Origin of the sequence: Streptomyces sp. NPDC001717, assembly GCF_042892775.1 — a bacterium.
In the GTDB taxonomy this organism is placed as follows: domain Bacteria; phylum Actinomycetota; class Actinomycetes; order Streptomycetales; family Streptomycetaceae; genus Streptomyces.
In genome coordinates this window covers 598,839-621,818 of the sequence record NZ_JBIAUK010000001.1, presented here as the reverse complement: position 1 = coordinate 621,818, position 22,980 = coordinate 598,839, and the positions used below count along the sequence as shown (strand labels likewise).

The following is a 22,980-nucleotide window of genomic DNA, read 5'->3' as shown; positions in this document are numbered from 1 at the left end:
TGTGGGGCTCCTCGGGGTTGAGCAGAGGGTGCGGCGGCCTCGCGGCCTAGTACCAGCCGTTGGCCTGGTGGAAGCTCCAGGCGCTGCACGCGCTGCCGTACCGGCTGTTCATGTAGTTCAGGCCCCACTTGATCTGCGTCGCGGGGTTGGTGCGCCAGTCGGCGCCGGCCGAGGCCATCTTCGAGCCGGGGAGTGCCTGGACCAGACCGTACGCGCCCGAGGACGAGTTGACGGCCTTGTAGTTCCAGGTGGACTCCTCGTTGATGATGTTCGAGAAGCACTGGAACTGGCCGGCCGGGACCATCTGCCGGGCGATGTCCTTGACCTGGGCGACCGTGTACGAGCTCTGCAGGGCGAAGTCGCCGGCGTCGCGGGCGGCGGAGCGGCTGGCCACGTCCTTCGCCTCGCGGTCCGCCTTGGCCTTGGCCTCGGCGTCCGCCTTCTCCTTCTCCGCGGCGGCCTTCTTGGACTTGGCGTCCTCGGCGGCCTGCACGCGGGCCGCCTCCTCCGCCGAGCGCTTGGCGTCGGCGTCGGCGGCGTGGGCGATGGAGTCGGCCTGCTGGGTCAGGGACCCGCTCTGGACCGCCGCCTGGTCGCCGACCGGGATGTCGGTGAGGAGGGTCGCGCCGGACGCTGTCGTTTCGAGGTCGTTCGAGGGGTCGCCGGCGGCAACGCCCACGACTGCTCCGACGGTGGTGACCGCGGTGGCCGAAGCCACTGCGAACCCCCGGACCGAAATCCGGCTCACACGGTGTCCTTCCAGCAGCGTCCGCAGTGACCGCGCGGGCGCAAGATTGCCCTCGACTCTGGCCTCCGTGGTTCTCGGGTCACTGGAGGCGCTGGCCCGTGGGCAGCTCCCTCGCGGGGGCTGCCGCTTGAAACTCCGGGCGGCATACGGCAATCGACTGTGGAGTTGTGGTGCTGCGCGTACCTCACGGGAGGTACAGGTGTGCCGTATGCGGGGCCTGACGGAAACCAGACTCTGCCGGAACGCCACGCCGCAAGGCAATTCTCCGTTGCGTGGGAAAGGTCACACCTGCCCCGTTGCCGCCGATTCCCCCAAAGGGCTGTGCAGCACGACGCCGCCCGGCTAGGCTCTCGGGCCTTTGCCGGGCGGCGCCAACTCTCTTTCCCGCTATGGGCGTTTTACCCCTCTGTGCCCCTCGCGGGTTCCCTGGTGCCCTCCGTGTTCCTTACAGCGATTCGAGCATCTCGGTGACGAGCGCCGCGATCGGGGACCGCTCGGATCGGGTCAGCGTGACGTGCGCGAAGAGCGGATGCCCCTTCAGTTTCTCGACCACGGCGACGACTCCGTCGTACCGGCCGACCCTGAGGTTGTCGCGCTGGGCCACGTCGTGGGTGAGAACGACCCGGGAATTCGCCCCGATACGGGACAGAACGGTCAGCAGGACGTTCCGTTCCAGCGACTGGGCCTCGTCCACGATGACGAACGCGTCGTGGAGCGAACGACCGCGGATGTGCGTGAGCGGCAGGACCTCCAGCATCCCGCGGTTCAGCACCTCCTCGATGACCTCCTTCCCGGCCACCGCCGAGAGGGTGTCGAAGACCGCCTGCGCCCAGGGGCTCATCTTCTCGTTGGCGTCACCCGGCAGGTAGCCGAGGTCCTGACCGCCCACCGCGTACAGCGGCCGGAAGACCATCACCTTCTGGTGCTGCCTGCGCTCCAGCACCGCCTCCAGGCCCGCGCACAGCGCCAGCGCCGATTTTCCGGTGCCGGCCCGGCCGCCCATGGAGATGATGCCGATCTCCGGGTCGAGGAGGAGGTCGAGCGCGATGCGCTGCTCGGCGCTGCGGCCGTGCAGCCCGAAGGCCTCGCGGTCGCCCCGTACGAGCTTGACGTTGCCGTCGGCCGTGACCCGGCCGAGCGCCTTGCCGCGCTCGGACTGCAGGACCAGTCCCGTGTGCACGGGCAGTTCGGCGGCATCCGGCACGTGGAGCCGGTCCTCGGAGTAGAGGAGGTCGATCTGCTCCCCGGAGAGGGAGAGCTCGCTCATACCCGTCCAGCCCGCGTCGGTGATCGCGAGCTCGGCGCGGTACTCCTCCGCGAGCAGGCCCACCGAAGAGGCCTTGATGCGCAGCGGGAGATCCTTCGAGACCACCGTGACGTCGTAGCCCTCGGCCTGAAGGTTGCGGGCGACCGCGAGGATGCGCGAGTCGTTGTCCCCCAGCCTGAAGCCGGCGGGCAGGACACCCGGGTCGGAGTGGTTGAGCTCGACGCGCAGGGTGCCGCCCAGATCACCCAACGGGATGGGGGCGTCGAGGCGACCGTAGCGAACCCGGAAGTCGTCGAGCAGGCGCAGGGCCTGGCGCGCGAAGTAGCCGAGTTCGGGATGGTGCCGCTTGGCCTCCAGCTCGGTGATCACCACGATCGGGAGCACGACCTCGTGCTCGTCGAATCGGGAGATCGCGTTGGGGTCTGCCAGCAGGACGCTGGTGTCGAGGACGTAGGTCCGCCTGTCGGGCAGGCGGCGCTTTGTGCTGGTCACCACGGAAGGACGTACCCCCTCGGAAGAGGTCGGGCCATGAAGACCGGACCGGTCATCGGCACCCATGCCGGGGCCGATTTCCGGCCCTCCCACTCCGTCCGTGCGAACCGCACGTGCGTCCTGGTGCAAAGGGCCTCCCGGGCGGACGACCCCATGCCGTCCGCTGAGACTCGACACCCGTGGATCGGGCATCGACCTGAAAGGGATATTCCCCGATCAGGCCAGGCCATGCCTTGGCATATGACGGACGCTCGGTGAATCCCTGGTTAAGGGTCGGAGGGGAGGGCGCGCCGGGGCCCGAGGCGCCGTCAGGCGTCCCGGGGGGGCGGGGAGGGGCGGGGAGGCTCCGGGGCCTCAGGTGCCGTAGCGCCGGTGGCGGGCCGCGTAGTCGCGCAGCGCGCGGAGGAAGTCGACCTTGCGGAAGGCCGGCCAGAAGACCTCGCAGAAGTAGTACTCGGAGTGCGCGCTCTGCCAGAGCATGAATCCGGACAGGCGCTGCTCGCCGCTGGTGCGGATCACCAGGTCCGGGTCGGGCTGGCCGCGCGTGTAGAGGTGCTCGGCGATGTGGTCGATGTCCAGGATCTCGGCGAGCTCCTCGAAGGAGGTGCCCTTCTGCGCGTGCTCCAGCAGCAGCGAGCGGACCGCGTCGGCGATCTCCTGGCGGCCGCCGTAGCCCACGGCGACGTTGACGAGTATCCCGTCGATGTCCTGCGTGGCCTGCTCGGCCTCCTTCAGGACGGTCTGCGTCTGCGAGGGCAGGATGTCGAGGTTGCCGACGTGGTGGACGCGCCAGCGGCCGTCCGCGGCGAGGCCCCGTACGGTGTTCTCGATGATGTTGAGCAGCGGGCGGAGCTCGACCTCGGGCCGGTCCAGGTTGTCCGTGGAGAGCATCCACAGGGTGACGACCTCGACGTCCGTCTCGGTGCACCAGCCCAGCATTTCGGAGATCTTGTCGGCCCCGGCCTGGTGGCCCTGTTCCGTCGTGCCTCCGGACGCCTTCGCCCAGCGCCGGTTCCCGTCCAGGATGACGCCGATGTGCTTGGGCGCCGCGTCATGGTCGATGCGGCCTTCCACCCGGCGTGCGTAGAGCCTGTACACCAGGTCGCGCAGCTTCACGATCTTCCAGCCCCTCCGTGCAATGCCCCCGAGCGAATGCGGTGCGGTCCCACCCCCGAGGCGGCCACATTACTGCGCGCCGGGAGGGGGTACCCAACTCGGTCTGTCACAACTCCGTGATAGGGAGGACAACGTGACTGATACCAATCCCTATCGGGCAGAACCCTCGCGCTACGACTCCATGGAGTACCGGCGCACCGGCCGCAGCGGCCTCAAGCTCCCGGCCATCTCCCTGGGCCTGTGGCACAACTTCGGCGACGACCGGTCCCTGGCGTCCCAGCGGGCGATCCTCCGCCGCGCCTTCGACCTCGGCGTCACCCACTTCGACCTGGCGAACAACTACGGTCCGCCCCCCGGCTCGGCCGAGCTGAACTTCGGCAAGATCTTCGCGCAGGACTTCGCGCCCTTCCGCGACGAGCTGATCCTCTCCACCAAGGCCGGCTACCTCATGCACCCCGGGCCGTACGGGGAGTGGGGCAGCCGCAAGTACCTGCTGAGCTCGCTCGACGCCTCGCTGAAGCGGATGGGCGTGGACTACGTCGACGTCTTCTACTCGCACCGCTTCGACCCGGAGACCCCGCTGGAGGAGACCATGGGCGCCCTCGCGTCCGCGGTCCAACAGGGCAAGGCGCTGTACGTCGGCGTCTCCTCCTACACCGCGGAGCAGACGGCCGAGGCGGCGCGGATCCTGCGCGAGATGGGCGTCCGCCCCCTGATCCACCAGCCCTCGTACTCCATGATCAACCGCTGGACGGAGGAGGACGGCCTGCTCGACACCCTGGAGGAGGCCGGCATGGGCTGCATCTCCTTCGCACCGCTCGCGCAGGGGCTGCTGACGGGCAAGTACCTGAAGGGGATCCCCGAGGGCTCGCGGGCCACCCAGGGCAAGTCCCTGAACCCGGCGCTGCTGTCGGATGACGTCGTCCGGCGCCTGGGCGGACTGAACGAGATCGCCGCGCGGCGCGGGCAGTCGCTGGCCCAGCTGGCACTGTCGTGGGTGCTGCGCGACGAGCGGATGACTTCGGCCCTGATCGGCGCGTCGAGCGTGAAACAGCTCGAGGAAAACGTGGCGGCGCTGGCCGGAGAGCGGCTCTCGGAAGCCGAACTGAAGGAGATCGACTCCTTCGCGGTCTCCACGCCCGGCACGAACATCTGGGCCCAGCGCAGCTGACCTGCGGGTTTGCGCGATCGGCCCGGAGAACGAAAAACGGGCCGGTCCGTGGGGGGGATACGGACCGGCCCGAGGGGGGGGTTCCACCATAACCCTTCGTAAAGCGTGATGCGTGCATTGCGGCGACACGATTACGCTCCGAAACCGCCCAGCAGCACTCCGGTGAGTGCTCCGGCGGCCATGAAGGGGCCGAAGGCGAAGGCCCGCTTCCGGGCTTCCGGGCCCTTCAGCGCCTGCGGGAGGCCGTACAGGGCCCCGTAGAGGAAGCCCAGGAAGGCCCCGGCGGTCCATACCCCCCACCCGTACCACCCAAGAGCGACCCCCAACGAGAGCGCCAGCTTGACGTCGCCGAAGCCCATGCCGGCGGGGTTGATCAGGAACAGCAGGAGGTACGCCGCCCCGAGCGCGCCGCCCCCGAGCAGCGCGCCCCGCCAGTCGCCCGCGGCGCGGGGCAGGAGGGCGGCCGCGGCGAGTCCGGCGGTGGCGGTGGCGGCGAGCGGCAGGGTCAGTACGTCGGGCAGCCGGTGCACGGCCCGGTCGACGAGGGCGAGCAGCACGAACAGCGGGGCGAGCCCCACGTACACCCCCACCTCGGGACGCGCCCCGACGGCGGCCGCGAGCGCGGCGCAGACCGCGGCGGTGAGCGCGGCGAGGGGGGCGCCCGGCCGCCCGTAGGCGTGCGCCGCGGCCCTTTCGGGCGGCGGCCCTCCGGGCCGGGGCGCGCCGGCCACCGCCCACAGCGCGTCGGCATCCGCGCGGCAGCGGGCCGGGCCGAGCCAGCCGGCGATCCGGTGGCCCTGCGGGCAGCTGTCCCGCCAGGGGTCTTCGGGCTCGACGGAGAGCCGGTACGCCGCGCGCGGCAGCAGCCGTCCGGCGGCGGCGCCGTAGCCCGCGGCGGCGAGGACGATCAACACGACACCCATCCGGCGACGGTAGCGCCGGACGGGTGAGTCCGGGTGCCGCTGCGCGGGGCCGTCCCCTACCCGCCCCTTCCCGAACTGGGGGCTCCGCCCCCAGACCCCCGCGCCTCAAACGCCGGCGGGGCTGAAATTGCCGCTGCGCGGCACTGCCGGCCCGTCCGGCGTTTGAGGACCGGGGTCCGGGGCGGAGCCCCGGGGAACGGAGGAAGGGCGGGTAGGGGACGGCCCCGCGCAGCGGCACCGCCCTCTACCCTGGCCCGCATGGCGAACTGGCGGGACGCGATCGGCACGCTCACGGTGGAGGGGACCCAGGTCCCCCTGGAGGTCGCCGCGAGCTATCGCGCCCGCACCCGCGGCCTCCTCGGCCGGGACGGAATCACCGGCGCGCTCCTGCTCACCCCGGCCGCCTCCGTGCACACCTTCCGCATGCGGTTCGCCATCGACGTCGCGTACCTCGACCGGAACCTCCGCGTCCTCGCGGTCACCACCATGCCCCCCGGCCGTCTCGGTCTGCCCCGGCTGCGCTCCCGGCACGTCCTGGAGGCCGAAGCCGGGGCGATGGCCGGGTGGGGGCTGCGGGTCGGGACGACGGTGAAGGCGGACGTATCCGGGCGTCTCACGCGCGGCTAGGCGAGGCCCCGCACCGGCGGTAGGTTGGGGCGGTTGAGCTGGGGTCTCAGGGGAGCGGCATGACGGAGAACGCGCGGGTCAAGGCGCTGGAGCAGATCATGCCGGCGACGCACGGGGCCGACGAGGACATCGACTGGCGGGCGGCCGAGGCCGCTTGGGGGACCCGGTTCCCTGCCGATTTCGTGGCGTTCATGGGCCGCTTCGGCGCGGGTTCCATCAACGGCGAGGCCGACGTCCTGCTTCCGCTGCCCAAGCCCGGACTCCAGTGGGCCCCGGCGGAGATGGCGGAGGAGACCGCCAACGCCCGCCAGATCTGGGAGGACGAGGGCGGCCGGGCCGCCTTCGACGTGGACCCGGAGTCGATCCTCGCCTGGGGCGTCACCGGCGGCTCGGACATCCTGTGCTGGCTCACCTCCGACCCGGACCCGGACCGGTGGCCGGTCCTCGTGTGCGGACGGCACACCGCGGACTCCTTCGCCGTGTACCCGTACGGCATGGCCGAATTCCTGCACCGGCTCTGCTCCGACGAGTTCGACGTGAGCCCGGTCAGCATCACCTTCTGGGACGGCGGCCACCTCAGCTTCGTGCACTGGCGCAAGGCCCAGCGTCGTTGGCAGGAGGGCCGCAACCCGGAGACCGGCCAGCCGGACCCGTACGCCGGCGACTTCGCCGACTAGCCACACCTCCCCACGGCCTCCGGCCGGTTCCAGCCCGTTTCAAAACAGGAAACGGGCTTTTCGGCATGTCTACGCGCGTCCGAATTGTGGATCCCATATCGGAAAACACAATCAGAAAAGGGCCCACTTGGAGCATTGAACACAAGTGAGGCCCCAATGGAACCAACCCACCCCCCTTCAGGAGAGAATTCCGGCCAACGGGCCACGGAGGGACACCCCAGCCCGGAGTGACTCATAAGTAGCATCGACATCCAAAAGAAATTCAGGGGAATACACCCGTGCGACGAAGAATTTTCGGAGCGCCCGCCACCGCGGTCGTGCTCGGTCTCTTGGCCTCTCTGACCGGATGCGGTGACGACTCCGGGGACACCGCGGACGGCGAAGGCACCCTGCGCCTGGTGGCCGCCGAATACGGCGACACGCCGGCCACGAGTTCCAAGGCTTTCTGGGACAAGGTGACGACCGATTTCACGGCCGCCCACCCCGGTATCAAGGTGAAGGTGGAGCTCCGCCCGTGGGCCGACATCGACCGTGAGGTCGCCCGTATGGTCAAGGCCGGCAAGGCGCCGGACATGGCCCTGATGGGCTCCTACTCCGACTTCGCGGCGCAGGGAAAGCTCTATTCCGCAGACGAGCTCCTCTCGGTCACCGCCGAGGCGAACTTCCTGGAACCCCTCGCCGAGGCCGGTTCCATCGGCTCGACCCTCTACGGCCTGCCCTTCGTGGCGAGCAGCCGCCTGCTCTTCTACAACGAGACGCTCTTCGAGAAGGCCGGCGTCAAGGCGCCCAAGACCTGGGCCGACCTCAAGGCCGACGCGCAGGCGCTCAAGAACAAGGGCGTGAAGTTCCCGTACGCGATGCCCCTGGGCCCGGAGGAGGCGCACGCCGAGGCGCTCATCTGGGAGCTCAGCAACGGCGGTGGCTACGCCGACAGCAGCGGCAACTACAGCCTGGACTCCGACCAGAACATCAAGACCTGGAGCTGGGTGAAGGATCAGCTGGTCACGCCCGGTCTGGTCGGGCCCGTCCCGCCGTCCAAGCTCAACCGTGCCGACGCCTTCGCCGAATTCCTGAACGGCAACGTCGGCATGCTCAACGGCTACCCCTCGCTCCTCCACGAGGCGCGCGCCAAGGGCATCAAGGTCAACGCCGTCCCGATGCCGGTCTCGGACACCCTCGGCGCCGGGGAGACCCCTCCGACGGTCGGCGTGGCCGACTGGATGATGGCGTTCAAGCAGAACGGCAACGGCAAGGCGATCGGTCAGTTCCTGGACTTCGTCTACCAGGACAAGAACCTGTCGGAGTTCGCCAACCGGTACCACCTGCTGCCGTCGACCACGTCCGCCTCGCGCGCCCTGGGGGGCGCCAACGGCATGGACGCGAACGACACGCAGTTCCTGACCGCGCTGCGCGGCGCCCAGCTCTACCCGGTGAACGACCCCACCTGGGTGACCGTCAGCGACAGCATCAAGCGCAACATCGGACGCGCCGTCGACCCCGACGGCAACCCGAAGGCCGTCCTCGAGGAAATCAAGGCCAAGGCGAACGAGGCCAAGAAGCAGCACTGATGGTCCCCTCGATCCGGGACCTTCGCCCCCTGTCGCGGCACACCCCGTGCGGCAGGATGGGCATGACGGCACTCGATCCGAGGCCGCGGCCCGGTCGCCCGCGAAGCACCCACAAGGTGCGCGGGGCGACAGGCCACACCCCGTCCGTCAGCGCTGCCCGCCGTGGTCCTCGGCGAACGCCGTGCGGTACTGCTCGCAGCTGGAGTCCCAGCGCAGCGTCCCCGTGAGCGTGCCGTAGCCCTTGCGCGTGACGGACCATTCCACCGTGTACTCACCGGTGTCGCACGCGATCCGCTTGCCGCCCGCGACCTTCGCCCGCCCCGTCGCCGGCTTCCCCGTCAGCTCCTGGTGCACCTCCCCCGCCTTGGCGCGGTCCCCGGCGCGCCGCAGGACCGCGTGCACGACGATCGGGTGCCTGCCCTCCTTGGTCGTCAGCGTCTTCTTGACCACCGTCGACTCCGACACCGCCCACGCGAACTCGTAACCCGGCTGCCATGCCAGCGTCTTGGGGTCGGGAGCCTGCCGCTCGTATTCCGGGGCGCCCGCGGGGCCGGGACGGGTGACCGTCTTGTACTGGATCCCCGGGTGGAAGCGGAACTGCGCCTCCACCTTGTGCATCTCGTCCTTGGTCCACATCGACTTCATGGCCTTCTCGCCATCGGACGGGTCCTGGAGGTACGAGGTCCCCTCGGCGGCGGTGGCCGCCTGACCGAGGGCGGGGGCGAGGGCCGCCGCGGCGGTGGCGAGGGCGAGAGCTGCGATGCGGGTGCGCTTCATGCCCGGTCCAACGGGCCCCCGCGGCGGGCCGGAACGACGCCGGGCGCGCATTCACCCGTACGGGAGCCCGCGGAGCACGGAATATCCGGTGACCGGCGCCGGTTGGCGGACGTCTGACGACTTGAAACCGAATGATCTACGGGGGATCCGATGGGCGTGCGCGTGAACGGAACGGTGGCTGCGGGCTGGGAACCGGTACGGGAGGAGTTCGAGGCCTTCGCGGCAGCCGAACGGCACTCCCCCGAGGCGCAGTTCGCGGTGCACCACGAGGGCCGGCGCGTGGTCGACCTGTGGGCGGGCGAGGACACCGACGGGGACACGCTGACCGGGGTGTACTCGATCACGAAGGGTGCGGCGCACCTGGTGGTGGCGCTGCTCGTGCAGGACGGCGTACTGGAATGGGACCGTCTGGTGTCGGCGTACTGGCCGGAGTTCACCGGGGACGGCAAGGAGCGGCTGACCCTGCGCGAGCTGATCAGCCACCGGGCGGGGCTGCTCGGCGCCGACGAGGGCTTCGACTACGACGAGCTGGCGGACGACGCGCTGATCGCGTCACGGCTGGCGCGGCAGAAGCCGTTCTGGGAGCCGGGGACGGCCTACGGGTACCACGCGTTCGTGATCGGCGCGCTGACCGGCGAGGTGGTGCGGCGCGCGACGGGCCGGTCGATCCAGGAGATCTACGAGGAGCGCGTGCGCGCCCCGTACGGGCTGGACCTGTACCTGGGCCTGCCCGAGTCCCTGGAGGACCGGTGGAAGCCGGTGCTGCCCATGCTGCCGACGCCCGAGCAGGCCGCGGCACTGGCGGAGCCGGTGCCGGAGTTGCGGCGGGTCGCCTTCAACACGCACCGGGAGCCCCCGATGGACGTGATCGTCCACGCCAACCACCCGAGGACGCGTCGGCTCGGCCCGGCTTCGGCCGGTGGGATCGGCTCGGCGCGCGGTGTCGCGGGCCTGTACGCGGCTTCCATCAGCGAGGTCGACGGCAGGGCCCCGCTGCTGGAGCCGGACACGGCGGCGCAGGTCGCGGAGCCGCAGACACCGGGCCAGGACCTCGTGTTCTGCGTACCGAACCCCTTCGGGCTGGGCTTCAAGCCGCTCCCCGCGGTGGGCCCGGAGGCCTTCGGGCACAGCGGCGCGGCGGGCGGGCTCGGCTGGGCGGACCCGGCCACGGGGATCGCGTACGGCTACACGCGCCGCCGTTACGCCTTCCCGGGCGGGGCCGCTCCGGAGAACGAGCGCCTGACGGCCGCGGTGATGAAGGCGGTGCGGGGGCTGTAGCCCGGGCGGAGCGGGCCTGAGCGGGCCGCCCGGACACCGCGCGGCCCGCTCAGGCCTGGCCGGTTTCGAAGCGGCTGATCTTTCCGCCTCCGGGGGCGATGGTGAACCGCCAGGCGGTGCGCATCTCGCCCCAGGTGTCGTTGCGGTAGCCGACGACGAGGGCACGGCCTCCGTCCGCCTCGGACTCGACGTCCATGTGGCCGTTGGAGGAGAAGATCTCCCGGTCGGCCCAGTCCTCGACGTCACGGTCCGATCCGTCGTCGGACATGGTCGCGTCGCCGGTCAGGACGGCGTGGAAGGCCTCCTTGTCGTGCGCGTTGACGGCCCTGACGAAGGCGGCGACCACGGGGTCGGAGAGTTTGGCGGGGGCGATGCTCACGGGGGCCTCCAGGCGGCTTCGGCGGGCGTGTGGGCGGACGTACGCGTGTACGCGCCCGACCAGGGAACACCCGGGGCCGGACCGGATCGGCGATCCTCACCCGTTCGCCGCCGGACGGCGTGTCAGGAGGCCCGTACCGGGAAGCCGGTGGGCCGGCCCTGTTCCTTGAGCCAGGCCAGCACCTGGTCGAGCGCCTCGACGGTCTGCGTGCGGTTGCCGCCGCCGTCGTGGAAGAGCACGGTCGGGCCGTTGCCGATCTCGCGCTTGACGGCCTCGACGATGGCGGCCGTGCCGGGCTTCTCGAAGTCCTTGGTGTCGACGTTCCAGCCGAGCGGGCGCATGCCGTTCTCGGCGGCGATGCGCCGGCTGTCGGGGGTGAACGCGCCTCCGGGGGCGCGGTAGTAGTCGACCTTCGCGCCGCCGCCAGCGGCCTCCTCGATCAGCTTCTTCGCCTCCAGGATCTGCTGTTCCTGGTAGGCGAGGGGCTTCTTGTCCATGGACGTGTCGTGGCTCATGGTGTGGTCGCAGAGCCGGTGTCCGGCGGCCACGACCTGCTTGACCACGTCGGGGTGGGCCTTGGCCTGTGGTCCGATCATGCAGAAGGTCGCCTTCACGTCGTACTTCGCGAGCACGTCGAGCACCTTCGGCGTCCATCGGGGGTCGGGGCCGTCGTCGATGGTGATGTTGACCGCGTTCGCGCCGCCCTCCGACGCGTGGGCTATGGACTCGGGTATCCCCTGCGGTTGCCGCCCGGGCCCTGACGCCCGGTCACCCTTCGCGTCGGAGCCGGTGTCCTTCTGCCGTGACACGTTCCCGTGCGAGGGCGTGTGCCCCGAGTCGACGAAGGCCGCCACTCCCCACACCGTCGCCCCCACGGCGACGGCCGAGGCCACGACGGCCGCACGGGCCCGGATGCCCTGCTTGTCCATGCTGTCCACTCCCCATCCGCCTTGTCAGCGTCCTGTGGATCAGGACGATCGGGACAGCGGGGAGGTTCCAGCCAATTGGGCCTTAAAATCCAGCTAATGGGACAGATGGGACTGGTGTGGCGGGACAAAAGCCCGGCCCCGGTGGATCCGTCGGTCCACCGGGGCCGGGCTCTCGCAACGCCGTCTCCACCCGTCAGTGGGCGAGCGACTCCTGCGGCGCCGGGGCGGCCTTGTCGCCCTCCGCACCTCCGGCCGGGGCCGGGCCGGCGCCCCGCAGCGGGACCTCCTTGACGAACCAGGCGGCCAGGAAGCCCAGTACGGCGATGGCCGCGCCGAGCAGGAACGCGGAGTGCGTACCGGCGGCCACCGCGTGCTGGTAGGCGTCGCGCACGGCCTCCGGCAGCTTGGCCAGGCTGGCGGCGTCGAGCTGGGCGGAGCCGGCGGCGTTCGCGGCCTGCGGGCCGAGGCACTCGGACATGGTGTCCGTGACGCGGGTGGTGAACAGGGAGCCCATCAGGGCCACGCCGAAGGAACCGCCGAGCGTCCGGAAGAGGGTCGCCGAGGAGGAGGCGACGCCCATGTCCTTCATGTCGACGCTGTTCTGCGCGACCAGCATGGTGATCTGCATCAGGAAGCCGAGACCGGCGCCCAGGACGGCCATGTAGAGGCCGGAGACCAGGCGGGTGGTGCCGGTGTCCATCGTCGCGAGCAGGAACAGCCCGACGACCATGAGCGCGCCGCCGATGATCGGGAACATCTTGTACTTGCCGCTGCTGGTGGTGATGCGGCCCGCGATCAGCGAGACGACCATCATCGAGAGCAGCATGGGCAGCAGGAGCAGGCCCGAGTTGGTGGCGGAGGCGCCCTGCACGGACTGCTGGAACAGCGGGAGGTAGAGCACGCCGCCGAACATCGCGAAGCCGACCAGGAAGCCGATCACGGACATCAGGGTGAAGTTGCGGCTGCGGAAGATGTGCAGCGGCATGACCGGCTCGGAGGCCTTGGTCTCGGCGTAGACGAAGGCGGCGATGGACAGGACGCCGAGGACGATCAGGCCGATGATCTCGCCGGAGCCCCAGGCGTACTCGGTGCCGCCCCAGGTGGTGACGAGGACGGTGGAGGTGATCGCGATCGTCAGCAGCGCCGCGCCGAGGTAGTCGATCTTCGGGCGGGCCTGGTCCGCGCGCTTCGGCAGGTGCAGCACCGCCGTCACCATCGCGAGCGCGACGGCACCGAGCGGCAGGTTGATGTAGAAGGACCAGCGCCAGCCCATGTGGTCGGTGATGGTGCCGCCGACCAGCGGGCCGCCGATCATGGCGAGGGCCATCACGCCGGCCATCATGCCCTGGTACTTGCCGCGCTCACGGGGCGGGATCAGGTCGCCGATGATCGCCATGACGCCGACCATCAGACCACCGGCACCGAGGCCCTGGATCGCGCGGAAGCCGATGAGCTGGCCCATGTCCTGGGCCATACCGCTGAGGGCGGAGCCGATCAGGAAGATGACGATCGAGGTGAGGAAGGAGCCCTTCCGCCCGTACATGTCGCCGATCTTGCCCCAGATCGGGGTGGAGGCCGCGGTGGCCAGGGTGTAGGCGGTGACCACCCAGGAGAGGTGCTCCAGGCCGCCGAGCTCGCCGACGATCGTGGGCATCGCGGTGCCGATGATCATGTTGTCGAGCATGGCCAGCAGCATCGCGATCATGAGGGCCATGAGGACGACCCGAACGCTGCGCGGCTTCACCTCCTCCGAGGTCCCGGCCGATTTCGCCACGTCCACCATGTTCCACTCCCCGTGTACTTCTTCTGGTACTTATTCGTTCACCGGCACTTACTTGCCGCCCGGCTAGTTCATTACACTGGGGACGGTAGACCCGTAACTTGCCGGGCGTCAAGTAAGTAACTCTGAGGAGAGTCATGTCCAGCAGCAGTCCGCAGCGCCGCCGTGGCGACACGCGTCAGCGCATCCAGGACGTCGCACTGGAGCTCTTCGCCGAACAGGGCTACGAGAAGACGTCGCTGCGCGAGATCGCGGAGCGGCTGGACGTCACGAAGGCGGCGCTCTACTACCACTTCAAGACCAAGGAAGACATCATCATCAGCCTCTTCGAGGACGTGACCCGTCCCATCGACGAGCTGATCGCGTGGGCCGAGGAGCAGCCGCGCACCCTGGAGACCAAGCGCGAGGTGCTGCGCCGCTACAGCGAGGCGATGGCGGCCGGCGCCTCGCTCTACCGCTTCATGCACGAGAACCAGGCGACGACGCGCGAGCTGAGCATCGGCGAGACGGTCAAGGTCCGACTGTTCCGGCTGATCGAGTTGCTGCGCACGGAGGACGGACCCGTGACGGACCAGGTCCGCTGTGTCAGCGCCCTGTTCACGCTGCACGCCGGGATGATGTTCCTCCAGCACGTGGAGGCCGACCCGGAGGAGACCCGCAAGGCCGCGCTGGAGGTCGCCACGGACCTCATCACCCAGGCCCACCAGGTCCCGTAACCCGCGGACGTCGGCGCCCGGGGCGCCCGTGACGCGGGCGGGGCGGCGCGCACCGGCCCGTCCGACGGTGCGATGGACCGGTGGACCGGTGGACCGGTGGACCGGTGGACCGAGGCCCACGGATCGATGGGCCGACAGGCCGATGGGGCCGGCGCGGCACCGCGGAGCCGCAGGGGGCGGCCTGTACGTTCCGGGCATGTCCGGCAGCACGGTCACCCCGACCACCCCCGCCACCGGCAGGTCACGGCACCTGTACGACGCCTGCCCGCTCTGCTCGGCGCCCGACATCTCCGAGCTGCGCACGGGCGACTGCTCGCACCACGCGCTGTACAAGCCGGTGGTCTCGCCGCTCATGGTGTGGATGCGCTGCGGGGCGTGCGAACACGTCTTCACCGAGGGCTACTTCACCGACGAGGCCCTCGCGGCGGTCTTCTCCTCGACCCACCCGAACCAGCAGCCGGGCGCGGACTTCGAGCAGAACCGCTACGCCTCGGCGCGCATCGTGGAGCGCGTCGCCCGCCACGCCCCGGACGGCGCCTGGCTCGACGTCGGTTTCGGGAACGGGTCGCTGCTGTTCACCGCGGAGGAGTGGGGCTTCGAGCCCCGGGGCCTCGACCTGCGCCCCGCCACGGTCCAGGCGATGCGCGCGCTCGGCGTCGACGCCCATTGCGCCGACCTCACCTCCCTCGACGAACCCGGCCGGTACTCCGTGATCAGCCTGGCCGACGTACTGGAGCACATGCCGTACCCCGGCCGGGGCCTGGTCGCCGCGCACCGGCTGCTGAGGGAGGACGGCGTGCTCTTCGCGTCGATGCCCCACTACGGCTGCGCGGCCTGGCGCCTGCTCGACGCGCACAACGCCAACCCCTACTGGGGGGAGCTGGAGCACTTCCACAACTTCAGCCGCGCCCGCCTCTACTCCCTGCTGGAGGAGCACGGCTTCGAGCCCCTCCAGTACGCGGTCAGCGAGCGCTACCGGCTGTGCATGGAGGTCATCGCACGCCGCCGTTAGGTCGTCTCTTTCGGCCTAGGCGCGGGGCGGGCCGAGGCGGCGGGCCGCCTCGTCGATCGGGACGTCGTTGATGCTCGCCTCCCGCCGGCTCATCAGGCCGTCGGGGGCGAACTCCCACTGCTCGTTGCCGTGGCTGCGGTACCACTGGCCGTCGGCGTCGTGCCACTCGTACTCGAAGCGGACGGAGATGCGGTTGCCGGTGTACGCCCACAGCTCCTTGCGCAGCCGGTAGTCGAGCTCGCGCTCCCACTTCCCGGCGAGGAACTCTCGGATCTCGGCACGGCCGTTGAGGAAGCGGTCGCGGTTCCGCCAGACCGAGTCCTCCGTGTACGCGAGGGAGACGCGCTCGGGGTCGCGGCTGTTCCAGGCGTCCTCGGCGGCCTGGACCTTGGCGCGGGCGGACTCGGCGGTGAAGGGGGGCAGGGGCGGGCGCACGGCGGCGGCGGTCGGGGTTTCGGTCTCGGTCACGGTGATCCGTACCTTTCGGCGGGAACGACGGGAGAACGCTCGTTCTCACACCTTAGAGAACGAGCGTTCTCCCCGCAAGGGAATCTGGACTACCCTGCCCGTATGGACGACGAAGAGGCCCGCACCCGACTGCTGGACGCGGCGGAGGAGCTGTTCTACGCGGAGGGCATCCAGGCCGTCGGCATGGACCGCATCCGTGCCGGGTCGGGCGTCCCGCTCAAGCGGCTCTACCGGCTCTTCCCTGCGAAGGAAGCCCTGGTCACGGCCTATCTGGAACGGCGCGATCAGCGATGGACGCGCAGCCTGCGCGATGCCGTCACCGGGGCCCCGGAGCCGGTGCCCGCCGTCTTCGACTGGCTGGCGGGGTGGTTCTGCGAGCCGGACTTCCGGGGCTGCGCGTTCCTGAACGCGTACGGGGAACTGGGCACCGGCCCGGCCGCGGTGCTGGACGTCGTACGCCGCCACAAGGCGGAACTGCGGGCACTGCTGGGCGAGTTGGCCGGACCGCAACGCCCGGGGCTCGCGGACCAGCTGCTGATCCTGGTCGAGGGCGCCACGGTGGTGGCGGCCCTCGACCCCGGTCCGGAACCGGCCCACCGGGCGCGGGAGGCCGCCGAGCGGCTCCTCACCGCGACCGGCTGAACCGCGCCACGCCGGACCGGGCCGGGCCGGCCGGACCGGAGCGGGGGAACTGCCGGCCGCTACTGCTTGTGGCCGTGCCGGACGTCCAGGCAGAGCGCCCACACGTCGGTGTAGCTGCCCTGGGAGGGCGAACCGCCGCTGTGGGTGGAAGCCGTCCAGTACGACGGGTCGGAACTCCCGTCGGCGAACGGCGTGCCGGCGGCGTCGCTCGGGAAGCTGCCGTTGAGGTGGGGGCCGCCCGAGGTCGCCTTGCTGAAGTCGGTCGTGGTCACGTTGCCGCCGCTGATCGCCGCGCCGCCGCTGACCAGCCGACCGTCCTCGCGGGAGCAGCCGGTGCTCGCCGTCGTGCCCGTCGAGGCGGTGTTCGGGCCGTCGACTTCCTTGAAGCGGACCGTCGTGGCGGTGTGCTTGAGATCGATGTCGTCCGTGCTGCAGATCGCGTAGGCGTAGGTCATGTTGTCCGCGCCGCGGCCGCCGCCGATCCCACCGACCGCCGTCCAGGAGTCGGGGTTGCGCTCGCCGTCGCCCGCCGCGATCGAGCCGTGGTGGTGCGCGTCGTCGTTGAAGGTGGGGAAGCTCGCGATCGGCTTGAGGCTGCCGACACTGGCCGGGGTGGTGCGGGAGCCGCCGCCGATCAGGACGGTGCCGGCCGGGCAGGTCGCCGTGACGAGCTTGGAGGACAGCCCGCTGGTGGGCCCGGAGGCCTTGTTCATGACCACCTGGGTGTGCCGGATCAGGTTGCTCTGCAGGCAGATCGCGTACGGGGTGGTGGAGAAGGCCTCGCTGCTGCGGCTGCCGCTCCCGCCCATCGCCATCCAGTGCGTGGCGTCGGTGCCGACGACCCCCGGGGTGTCGATGTACTCGGCGACGCCGTCGGCGCTGGGCACCATGCCCATCACGTGGTTGCCGTTGGACATCTCGTCACTGCCGATGGCCTGGTCGGCCCCGCCCCCGGAGACGAGGCCGTCGGGGCAGTCGGCGTGCGAGGTGACCCCGGTGAAGGGGGTCGCAGGGCCCATGGTGGCCCCGGGGGTGGCGACGGTGACGTCGGCCGTCTTGGCGTACGCGGCTCCCGGCACCGCGACGGTCAGCAGTCCGGCCAGGAGCAGTGCCCTGGCCGTGGCGGAGCTCCGCCGGAGTTTCGTGCTCATGGGGTTCTCTCTCTTGTTTCCTTGCGCGTGGGCGCGTGGGCGCGTGGGCGGTTTGCGGCAGCTGCCGGCTCAGACGCCGTCGTTGGCGCACAGCGCCCAGGCATCGGTGTGGGTGCCGGGCGAGGACTGTCCCCCGGTGTGGGCGGAGGCCGTCCAGTACGCCGCCGTGGTGGTCCCGTCGCCGACCGCGGCGCCGCCGGAGGTGCTGGGGAAGCTGCCGTTGAGGTGGTCGCCACCCGAACCGGGGCCGGTGAAGTCGGTGGTCGTCACGTTGCCCCCGCTGACCGCGGCGCCGCCGCCGATCAGCTTCCCGTCGTTCTGGCCGCAGCCGACGGTCGCGGTCTGACCGGTGCTGCCGGTGGTGGGGCCGCTCACCTCGCTGGAGCGGACCTTCACCGTGGCTCCGCCGACGTTGATGCCGCTTCCACTGCAGATGGCGTAGGCATAGGTGTAGTTGGCGCTGTTGGTGCCGTTGTCCCAGCCGACGGCCGACCAGGAGTCGGGGTTCTCCTCTCCGTCCGCCGCGGCCTTCGCGCCGAAGCCGTGGGCGGAGTCGTTGAAGGTGGGGAAGCTCGCGATCGTCTTGAGGGTGCCCGTGTTGCCGGGGGTGGTGCGGGCGCCGCCGCCGAGCAGGCGGGTGTTGGCCGGGCAAGTGGCCGTGACACGCCCCACGGTCGCTCCGGTGGTGGGGCTGTTGGCCTTGTTCATGACGACCTGGGTGTGGTTGATGAGGCTGCTGGTGAAGCACATCGCGTAGGGCGTGGTGGAGAAGGAGGCGTTGACCTGGCCGCCGCTTCCTCCGATGCCGAGCCAGTGCGTCACGTCGGTGCCCACGACACCGGTGGAGCCGGTGTATTCGGTGGTGCCGTCGGAGCTGGGCGAAGTGCCGTTGAGGTGGTTGCCGTTCACGCCCGAGCCGGTGCCGATGGCCTGGTTGACGCCGCCGCCGGAGATCAGACCACTGGAACAGTCGGCGTGGGTCGATATCTCGGAGTTGGCGGAGGCGGGTCCGCTGGTGGCCCCGGGGGTCTTCACGGTCACGCTCACGGTGTTGGCGTAGGCGGTCGCCGGTACGGCCAGGGCCAGCACGGCGCCGAGTACGAGCGTCCTGCCGTTGGCGAAACGGCGCAGAAGTCCTGTGGTCATGTGGATCTCCCCATCTGACGGGCGGTGAGCGACAAGCGGTGGGCCGCGGTCGAAGGCGGCGCGGCGCGCGGTACGCGGTGCGGCGCGGAGCGGAGCGTTGTCCGGAGGAGGGGGTACGGGCGTCGTCGGCGCGGAACTGCCACGGCATCACAACGGCTGCCTGCCTCGCGGATGTACGCCGCTCAGGGGCAGACAAGGGGTTCGGACCAGCCATCTCGCCACCCTGTCCGGAGCGGCGCATGCGGACTCTAGCAGCCCTCCAACGCTGCATCTACATAGGAAATTCTTACTTTCAAGTAGCAGATGCGCGTTTTGACGATCGGTCGTCTCGGCGGGCTGGGCGTTCCGGCATCCGGCGTACGGGCGGGTGTCACGTCCCGCCCGGGCCCGGACGCGGTCGTAGCGTCGCAGCGGACCCCGTCCCCCTCCGCTCAGGAATCGAGGAACCGAGATGGCAGTTCTGGTCTACAACCGGAGCTCGGATTGGACCCAGGAGACCTACGAGGCCATCCACCAGCGTGTGCTCCCCGATCCGAAGAACCCGCCGGCCGGGCTCCTGGTCCACACCGCGTCGCCGGACGAGCGGGGCGGCTGGATGGTCGTCGACGTATGGGAGTCGGAGGCCGACTACCGGCGCTTCGTCGAGGACAGGATCGTTCCCGCCGCACGGGAACTCGGGACACCGCCCTTCGACACACACATCAGCGAGATCTTCTACCACCTGATCCCGTAGCCGGGACATCGAGGCGCCAGTCGGCGCAACCTGTGGGGCGCCGCCGAGGAAGACAGGGAAGGGGTGTGGCCGAGAACGCCGGCGACGGCGACGCGACGGCGACGGCGACGGCCGCACCCGAAAGGCAGCGCGAATGACTCCCTCCACGTTTCTTGCCGACCTTCCCTTCGCACGGGGACGACGCGCCGAACGCGCCCCGGACCGGCCGTGGTCGAGGAAGAGCAGGGCCCCGGTCGCATCGGCGCTGGGCGCGGCCCTGGCGCTCGTCCTGCCCGGGGTGGCAGCGGCGGCGCCGGGCGACCCGGACACCGGCTTCGGCACGGGCGGCCGGGTCACCACCGACTTCGGCGGTTTCGAGCAGGTCAACGGGGTGGCGGTACAGCCCGACGGCAAGATCGTCGCCGTCGGGCTCACCGACACGGGCGGGGCCGACGGCGGCGTCGACAACTTCGCGGTGGCCCGGTACGAGGCCAACGGCACCCCGGACAAGACCTTCGGCACCGGCGGCCGCTTGACCACGGACTTCAGCGGCGCCGCGCAGGCGGTTGCCGTGCAGCCGGACGGAAGGATCGTCGTCGTCGGTCACAGCGACGACGACTTCGCCGTGGCCCGCTACAACGCCGACGGAAGCCCGGACACCACCTTCGACAACGACGGCAGGGCCACCACCCAGTTCGGCGGGGTCGACCAGGCCCGCGCGGTGGCGCTGCGACCCGACGGGAAGATCGTCGTCGCCGGCCTCAGCAACGCGGGCGGCACCTACGACTTCGCGGTGGCCCGCTACAACAGCGACGGCGGTCCGGACATCGACTTCGACGCCGACGGCAGGGTGACCACCGACTTCTCGGGCGGCCTCGACCAGGTCTTCGGGTTGGCGTTGCGGCCCGACGGAAGGATCGTCGCCGCGGGGTCGGCCAACGGCTTCGGTGCCGACGACTTCGCGCTCGTCCAGTACGAGGGTGACGGAACCCTGGACTCCGGCTTCGGCACCGGCGGCAGGGTGACCACCGACTTCGGCGGCCTCGACCAGGCCCGCGGGATGGCCCTGCAGCCCGACGGCAAGATCGTCACCGCCGGCCTCGGCGGCTCGGGCAACACCTCCGCGTTCGCGATGGCCCGCCACAACGCCGACGGCAGCCCCGATGCCGGCTTCGGCACCGACGGCCGGGTGACGACGGGCTTCGGCGCCACCGGCAGTGCGGCCGCGGTGGCGGTGCAGAGCGACGACAAGATCGTCGCAGCCGGGCAGGGCGGCCCCGGCGGCTCAGGCTTCGCACTGGCCCGTTTCAACGGCGACGGCACCGCGGACACCTCCTTCGGCACCGGCGGCAAGGTGACCACCGAGTTCGCGGGCGCCGACGACGGGGCGCACGCGCTCGCCGTGCAGGCCGACGGCAAGATCGTCGCGGCCGGGTCCGCGTCGGGGGCCGCCGGCGACTTCGCGCTCGTCCGCCACCAGAGCGGCGCCACCCCGTCCGCGCCCCGTCGGCCGTAGCCCCTCGGCATTGCCGCGCCCGTTTTTCCGGATCAGCGAGCCATATCAAACCGACATAAAATGGACGTGAAGGGTAGACAAGGTCCGTCCGGCGCCTTCGAGGCGCCCCCGCGGGCCGTTCGGCTGGCCCAGGAGGCGGTGATGGCCGTATCCCCCGACACGGGATCGCAGTACAACCACAGTGACCCCGAGGACACCCTCAAGCAGATCGGCGGCTCGTGGCACTGGGCGCTCGGCCTGGCCCTCGCGACCCTGATCCCGGGCATCCTCATTCTCGTCTGGCCCGACGAGACCCTGCACATCCTGGCCGTGATCATCGGCCTGCAACTCCTGGTCGTGGGCGGCTTCCGCTTCGTCTCGGCCTTCACTCACAGCCGCGACGGGGGCGGCAGCAGACTGGCCGCCGTCCTCATCGCCCTGCTGGCGATCCTGGCCGGCGTCCTCGTACTGCGGCACCCCATGCAGACGATCGGCGCGCTGTCCCTGATCGTCGGAATCTTCTGGCTGCTGACCGGCGTGCTCACGACGTACGTCGCGATCGCCGACCGCTCGCTCGTGCACCGCGGCCTGACGATCGGCCTGGGCATCCTCGGTGTCGTCGCCGGCGTCGTCGTGCTCTGCTTCCCCGTGGACTCCGCAGTGGCCCTGACCCGGCTGTTGGGGCTGTGGCTGGTGCTGCTCGGCGTGTTCGAGGTCGTGGCGGCCTTCGCCCTGCGCTCCGCCACCCGCCGGCTCGTGGCGCCCGGTCCTCCGCGCCCGTCCATGCCTCCGGACTGATCGGAAAACCCGCTGTCCCGTCGAGCCGCGTCCGCTTAACATGACCGGCCATGCCAACAAACGAACAGACAGTCGAGCAGGCCCTGGCCCGCATCACCGCGGGTTACGTCTTTCCCGACAAGACCGCTGCCATCGAAGAGGCGATCCGGACCCGGATCGCCTCCGGCGCGTACGAGGGCCTGAGCGACCGTGAGCTGTGTGAGACGGTGACGGCGCACCTCCAGGAGGTCTGCCCCGACAAGCACCTGCGGCTGATGTGGACGGAGGAGCCCCAGTCGCTGGAGCCGGTCGACGACGACGGGGGCATGGCGGCCTTCATGTCCCTCCTCCGCACGGAGAACCAGGGGATACGCCGCGTGGAGCGCCTCGACGGGAACGTCGGCCTCATCGAGCTCACGCGCATCGCGACCGCCATCGAGGGCGCCGACGCGATCGGCGCGGCCATGCGGCTGGTCGCGCAGAGCCGCGCGCTCGTCCTGGACCTGCGGGAGTGCACGGGCGGGGCTCCGGAGGGGGCGGCGCTGTGGAACAGCCACTTCTTCCCCGACGACCAGGTGCACCTGCACGACATCTACGACCGCGGCAGCGACTCGACCCGGCAGTTCTGGACCTCGGCCCACCTGCCCGGACCGCGCTACACGGACGACAGGCCGGTCTACGTGCTGACGAGCGAGAGGACGTTCTCCGGGGGCGAGGACGTGGCGTACACGCTGCAGGCGCACGGCCGCGCGAAGGTCATCGGCGCGACCACCCGTGGCGGCGCCCACCCGACGGCCCGCCGCGCGGTCGCCGAACACATCCTCGTGACGGTGCCGACGGCGCGGTCCATCAACACGGTGACGGGCACCAACTGGGAGGGCGTGGGCGTCGTACCGGACGTCCAGGTGCCGGCGGACCAGGCCCTGGACGAAGCCCTGAAGGCGATCACGGAGCGCCAGGGCGGGTGACACGGGCCGGGTGACACGGGGCGGGTGACACGCGGCCGGTCACGCCGGGCGGGGGGGGGGGGGGGGGGGGGCCCCCCCCCCCCCCCCCCCCCCCCGGGGGGGGGGGGGGGGGGGGGGGGGGGGTGAAAAGAAGAACCCCCCCCAGCGGGGTGGGGGTGGTT

23 protein-coding genes are annotated in these 22,980 nt (G+C 70.8%); 12 read left to right on the top strand and 11 right to left on the bottom strand.

Annotated elements, in window-relative coordinates; translation table 11 throughout:
• Positions 1 to 46: 46 nt before the first annotated feature.
• The 3 genes from ACFYZL_RS03110 to ACFYZL_RS03100 all read right to left on the bottom strand — a co-directional run bounded on the left by ACFYZL_RS03110 (position 47) and on the right by ACFYZL_RS03100 (position 3,623).
• Entirely contained in the window at positions 47 to 748 is a 702-nt protein-coding gene (locus ACFYZL_RS03110) for a transglycosylase SLT domain-containing protein (protein WP_384743159.1), read from the bottom strand.
• A gap of 445 nt (positions 749 to 1,193) precedes the next feature.
• Positions 1,194 to 2,510, bottom strand: a complete 1,317-nt coding sequence (locus ACFYZL_RS03105) for a PhoH family protein (protein ID WP_388675504.1) — start codon at positions 2,508 to 2,510, stop codon at positions 1,194 to 1,196.
• Between the two features lie 351 nt (positions 2,511 to 2,861).
• A complete protein-coding gene (locus tag ACFYZL_RS03100) occupies positions 2,862 to 3,623 on the bottom strand; it encodes an isoprenyl transferase (RefSeq protein ID WP_384743164.1) in 762 nt (253 codons plus the stop codon).
• Between the two features lie 133 nt (positions 3,624 to 3,756).
• Here ACFYZL_RS03100 and mgrA point away from each other — a divergent pair, with 133 nt between their 5' ends.
• Entirely contained in the window at positions 3,757 to 4,794 is a 1,038-nt protein-coding gene (mgrA, locus tag ACFYZL_RS03095) for an L-glyceraldehyde 3-phosphate reductase (RefSeq protein WP_384743167.1), read from the top strand.
• A 131-nt stretch (positions 4,795 to 4,925) separates the two neighbouring features.
• Here the strand turns inward: mgrA and ACFYZL_RS03090 are convergent, their stop codons facing one another.
• On the bottom strand, positions 4,926 to 5,717 hold the full coding sequence (locus tag ACFYZL_RS03090) for a prepilin peptidase (RefSeq protein ID WP_384743169.1): 792 nt from the start codon (positions 5,715 to 5,717) through the stop codon (positions 4,926 to 4,928).
• Positions 5,718 to 5,975: 258 nt separating this feature from the next.
• Between ACFYZL_RS03090 and ACFYZL_RS03085 the strand changes: the two genes are divergently transcribed.
• The 3 genes from ACFYZL_RS03085 (at position 5,976) to ACFYZL_RS03075 (ending at position 8,589) form a co-directional block, all read left to right on the top strand.
• Positions 5,976 to 6,344: a DUF192 domain-containing protein gene (locus ACFYZL_RS03085; RefSeq protein ID WP_384743172.1), complete on the top strand. Its 369-nt coding sequence runs from the start codon at positions 5,976 to 5,978 to the stop codon at positions 6,342 to 6,344.
• A 59-nt stretch (positions 6,345 to 6,403) separates the two neighbouring features.
• A complete protein-coding gene (locus tag ACFYZL_RS03080; protein WP_384743175.1) occupies positions 6,404 to 7,021 on the top strand; it encodes an SMI1/KNR4 family protein in 618 nt (205 codons plus the stop codon).
• 278 nt (positions 7,022 to 7,299) lie between these two features.
• Positions 7,300 to 8,589, top strand: coding sequence for an ABC transporter substrate-binding protein (locus ACFYZL_RS03075; protein WP_384743178.1), 1,290 nt, complete (start codon positions 7,300 to 7,302; stop codon positions 8,587 to 8,589).
• Positions 8,590 to 8,736: 147 nt separating this feature from the next.
• Here ACFYZL_RS03075 and ACFYZL_RS03070 read toward each other — a convergent pair whose 3' ends face one another.
• Positions 8,737 to 9,366 (bottom strand): hypothetical protein, encoded by a 630-nt coding sequence (locus ACFYZL_RS03070; protein ID WP_384743180.1) that lies wholly within the window; start codon positions 9,364 to 9,366, stop codon positions 8,737 to 8,739.
• Between the two features lie 150 nt (positions 9,367 to 9,516).
• Here ACFYZL_RS03070 and ACFYZL_RS03065 point away from each other — a divergent pair, with 150 nt between their 5' ends.
• A complete protein-coding gene (locus ACFYZL_RS03065) occupies positions 9,517 to 10,644 on the top strand; it encodes a serine hydrolase domain-containing protein (protein WP_384743183.1) in 1,128 nt (375 codons plus the stop codon).
• Positions 10,645 to 10,693: 49 nt separating this feature from the next.
• Here the strand turns inward: ACFYZL_RS03065 and ACFYZL_RS03060 are convergent, their stop codons facing one another.
• From ACFYZL_RS03060 to ACFYZL_RS03050, 3 genes are all read right to left on the bottom strand, one after another.
• The gene (locus ACFYZL_RS03060; RefSeq protein ID WP_384743186.1) at positions 10,694 to 11,023 is read right to left on the bottom strand and encodes a nuclear transport factor 2 family protein; all 330 of its coding nucleotides are present in this window, start codon (positions 11,021 to 11,023) and stop codon (positions 10,694 to 10,696) included.
• Between the two features lie 122 nt (positions 11,024 to 11,145).
• Positions 11,146 to 11,952 carry a polysaccharide deacetylase family protein gene (locus ACFYZL_RS03055; RefSeq protein ID WP_388675498.1) on the bottom strand — a complete coding sequence of 269 codons (807 nt, stop codon included), beginning with the start codon at positions 11,950 to 11,952 and terminating at the stop codon, positions 11,146 to 11,148.
• Between the two features lie 193 nt (positions 11,953 to 12,145).
• Positions 12,146 to 13,735 (bottom strand): MDR family MFS transporter, encoded by a 1,590-nt coding sequence (locus ACFYZL_RS03050; RefSeq protein ID WP_388675495.1) that lies wholly within the window; start codon positions 13,733 to 13,735, stop codon positions 12,146 to 12,148.
• Between the two features lie 134 nt (positions 13,736 to 13,869).
• On the opposite strand from ACFYZL_RS03050, the gene ACFYZL_RS03045 reads away from it, so the two are divergent.
• Positions 13,870 to 14,448: a TetR/AcrR family transcriptional regulator gene (locus tag ACFYZL_RS03045; protein ID WP_388675492.1), complete on the top strand. Its 579-nt coding sequence runs from the start codon at positions 13,870 to 13,872 to the stop codon at positions 14,446 to 14,448.
• Positions 14,449 to 14,644: 196 nt separating this feature from the next.
• Positions 14,645 to 15,460, top strand: a complete 816-nt coding sequence (locus ACFYZL_RS03040) for a class I SAM-dependent methyltransferase (RefSeq protein WP_388675489.1) — start codon at positions 14,645 to 14,647, stop codon at positions 15,458 to 15,460.
• Positions 15,461 to 15,475: 15 nt separating this feature from the next.
• Here ACFYZL_RS03040 and ACFYZL_RS03035 read toward each other — a convergent pair whose 3' ends face one another.
• On the bottom strand, positions 15,476 to 15,928 hold the full coding sequence (locus tag ACFYZL_RS03035; RefSeq protein ID WP_384743199.1) for a nuclear transport factor 2 family protein: 453 nt from the start codon (positions 15,926 to 15,928) through the stop codon (positions 15,476 to 15,478).
• Positions 15,929 to 16,030: 102 nt separating this feature from the next.
• Here ACFYZL_RS03035 and ACFYZL_RS03030 point away from each other — a divergent pair, with 102 nt between their 5' ends.
• Positions 16,031 to 16,570 (top strand): TetR/AcrR family transcriptional regulator, encoded by a 540-nt coding sequence (locus ACFYZL_RS03030; protein ID WP_384743201.1) that lies wholly within the window; start codon positions 16,031 to 16,033, stop codon positions 16,568 to 16,570.
• Positions 16,571 to 16,629: 59 nt separating this feature from the next.
• On the opposite strand, the gene ACFYZL_RS03025 is transcribed toward ACFYZL_RS03030, so the two are convergent.
• Together ACFYZL_RS03025 and ACFYZL_RS03020 are read right to left on the bottom strand one after the other, a co-directional pair.
• Positions 16,630 to 17,721 (bottom strand): hypothetical protein, encoded by a 1,092-nt coding sequence (locus tag ACFYZL_RS03025; RefSeq protein WP_388675485.1) that lies wholly within the window; start codon positions 17,719 to 17,721, stop codon positions 16,630 to 16,632.
• A gap of 69 nt (positions 17,722 to 17,790) precedes the next feature.
• Entirely contained in the window at positions 17,791 to 18,867 is a 1,077-nt protein-coding gene (locus ACFYZL_RS03020) for a hypothetical protein (protein ID WP_388675482.1), read from the bottom strand.
• A gap of 451 nt (positions 18,868 to 19,318) precedes the next feature.
• Here ACFYZL_RS03020 and ACFYZL_RS03015 point away from each other — a divergent pair, with 451 nt between their 5' ends.
• The 4 genes from ACFYZL_RS03015 to ACFYZL_RS03000 all read left to right on the top strand — a co-directional run bounded on the left by ACFYZL_RS03015 (position 19,319) and on the right by ACFYZL_RS03000 (position 22,819).
• Positions 19,319 to 19,600 carry a hypothetical protein gene (locus ACFYZL_RS03015; RefSeq protein ID WP_384743208.1) on the top strand — a complete coding sequence of 94 codons (282 nt, stop codon included), beginning with the start codon at positions 19,319 to 19,321 and terminating at the stop codon, positions 19,598 to 19,600.
• A gap of 133 nt (positions 19,601 to 19,733) precedes the next feature.
• Positions 19,734 to 21,095, top strand: coding sequence for a hypothetical protein (locus ACFYZL_RS03010; RefSeq protein ID WP_388675479.1), 1,362 nt, complete (start codon positions 19,734 to 19,736; stop codon positions 21,093 to 21,095).
• Positions 21,096 to 21,161: 66 nt separating this feature from the next.
• Complete coding sequence (locus ACFYZL_RS03005; RefSeq protein ID WP_388675476.1) at positions 21,162 to 21,872, top strand: HdeD family acid-resistance protein; 711 nt, start codon at positions 21,162 to 21,164, stop codon at positions 21,870 to 21,872.
• 50 nt (positions 21,873 to 21,922) lie between these two features.
• Positions 21,923 to 22,819 (top strand): S41 family peptidase, encoded by an 897-nt coding sequence (locus ACFYZL_RS03000; RefSeq protein WP_384743216.1) that lies wholly within the window; start codon positions 21,923 to 21,925, stop codon positions 22,817 to 22,819.
• The last annotated feature ends 161 nt before the right edge of the window (positions 22,820 to 22,980 follow it).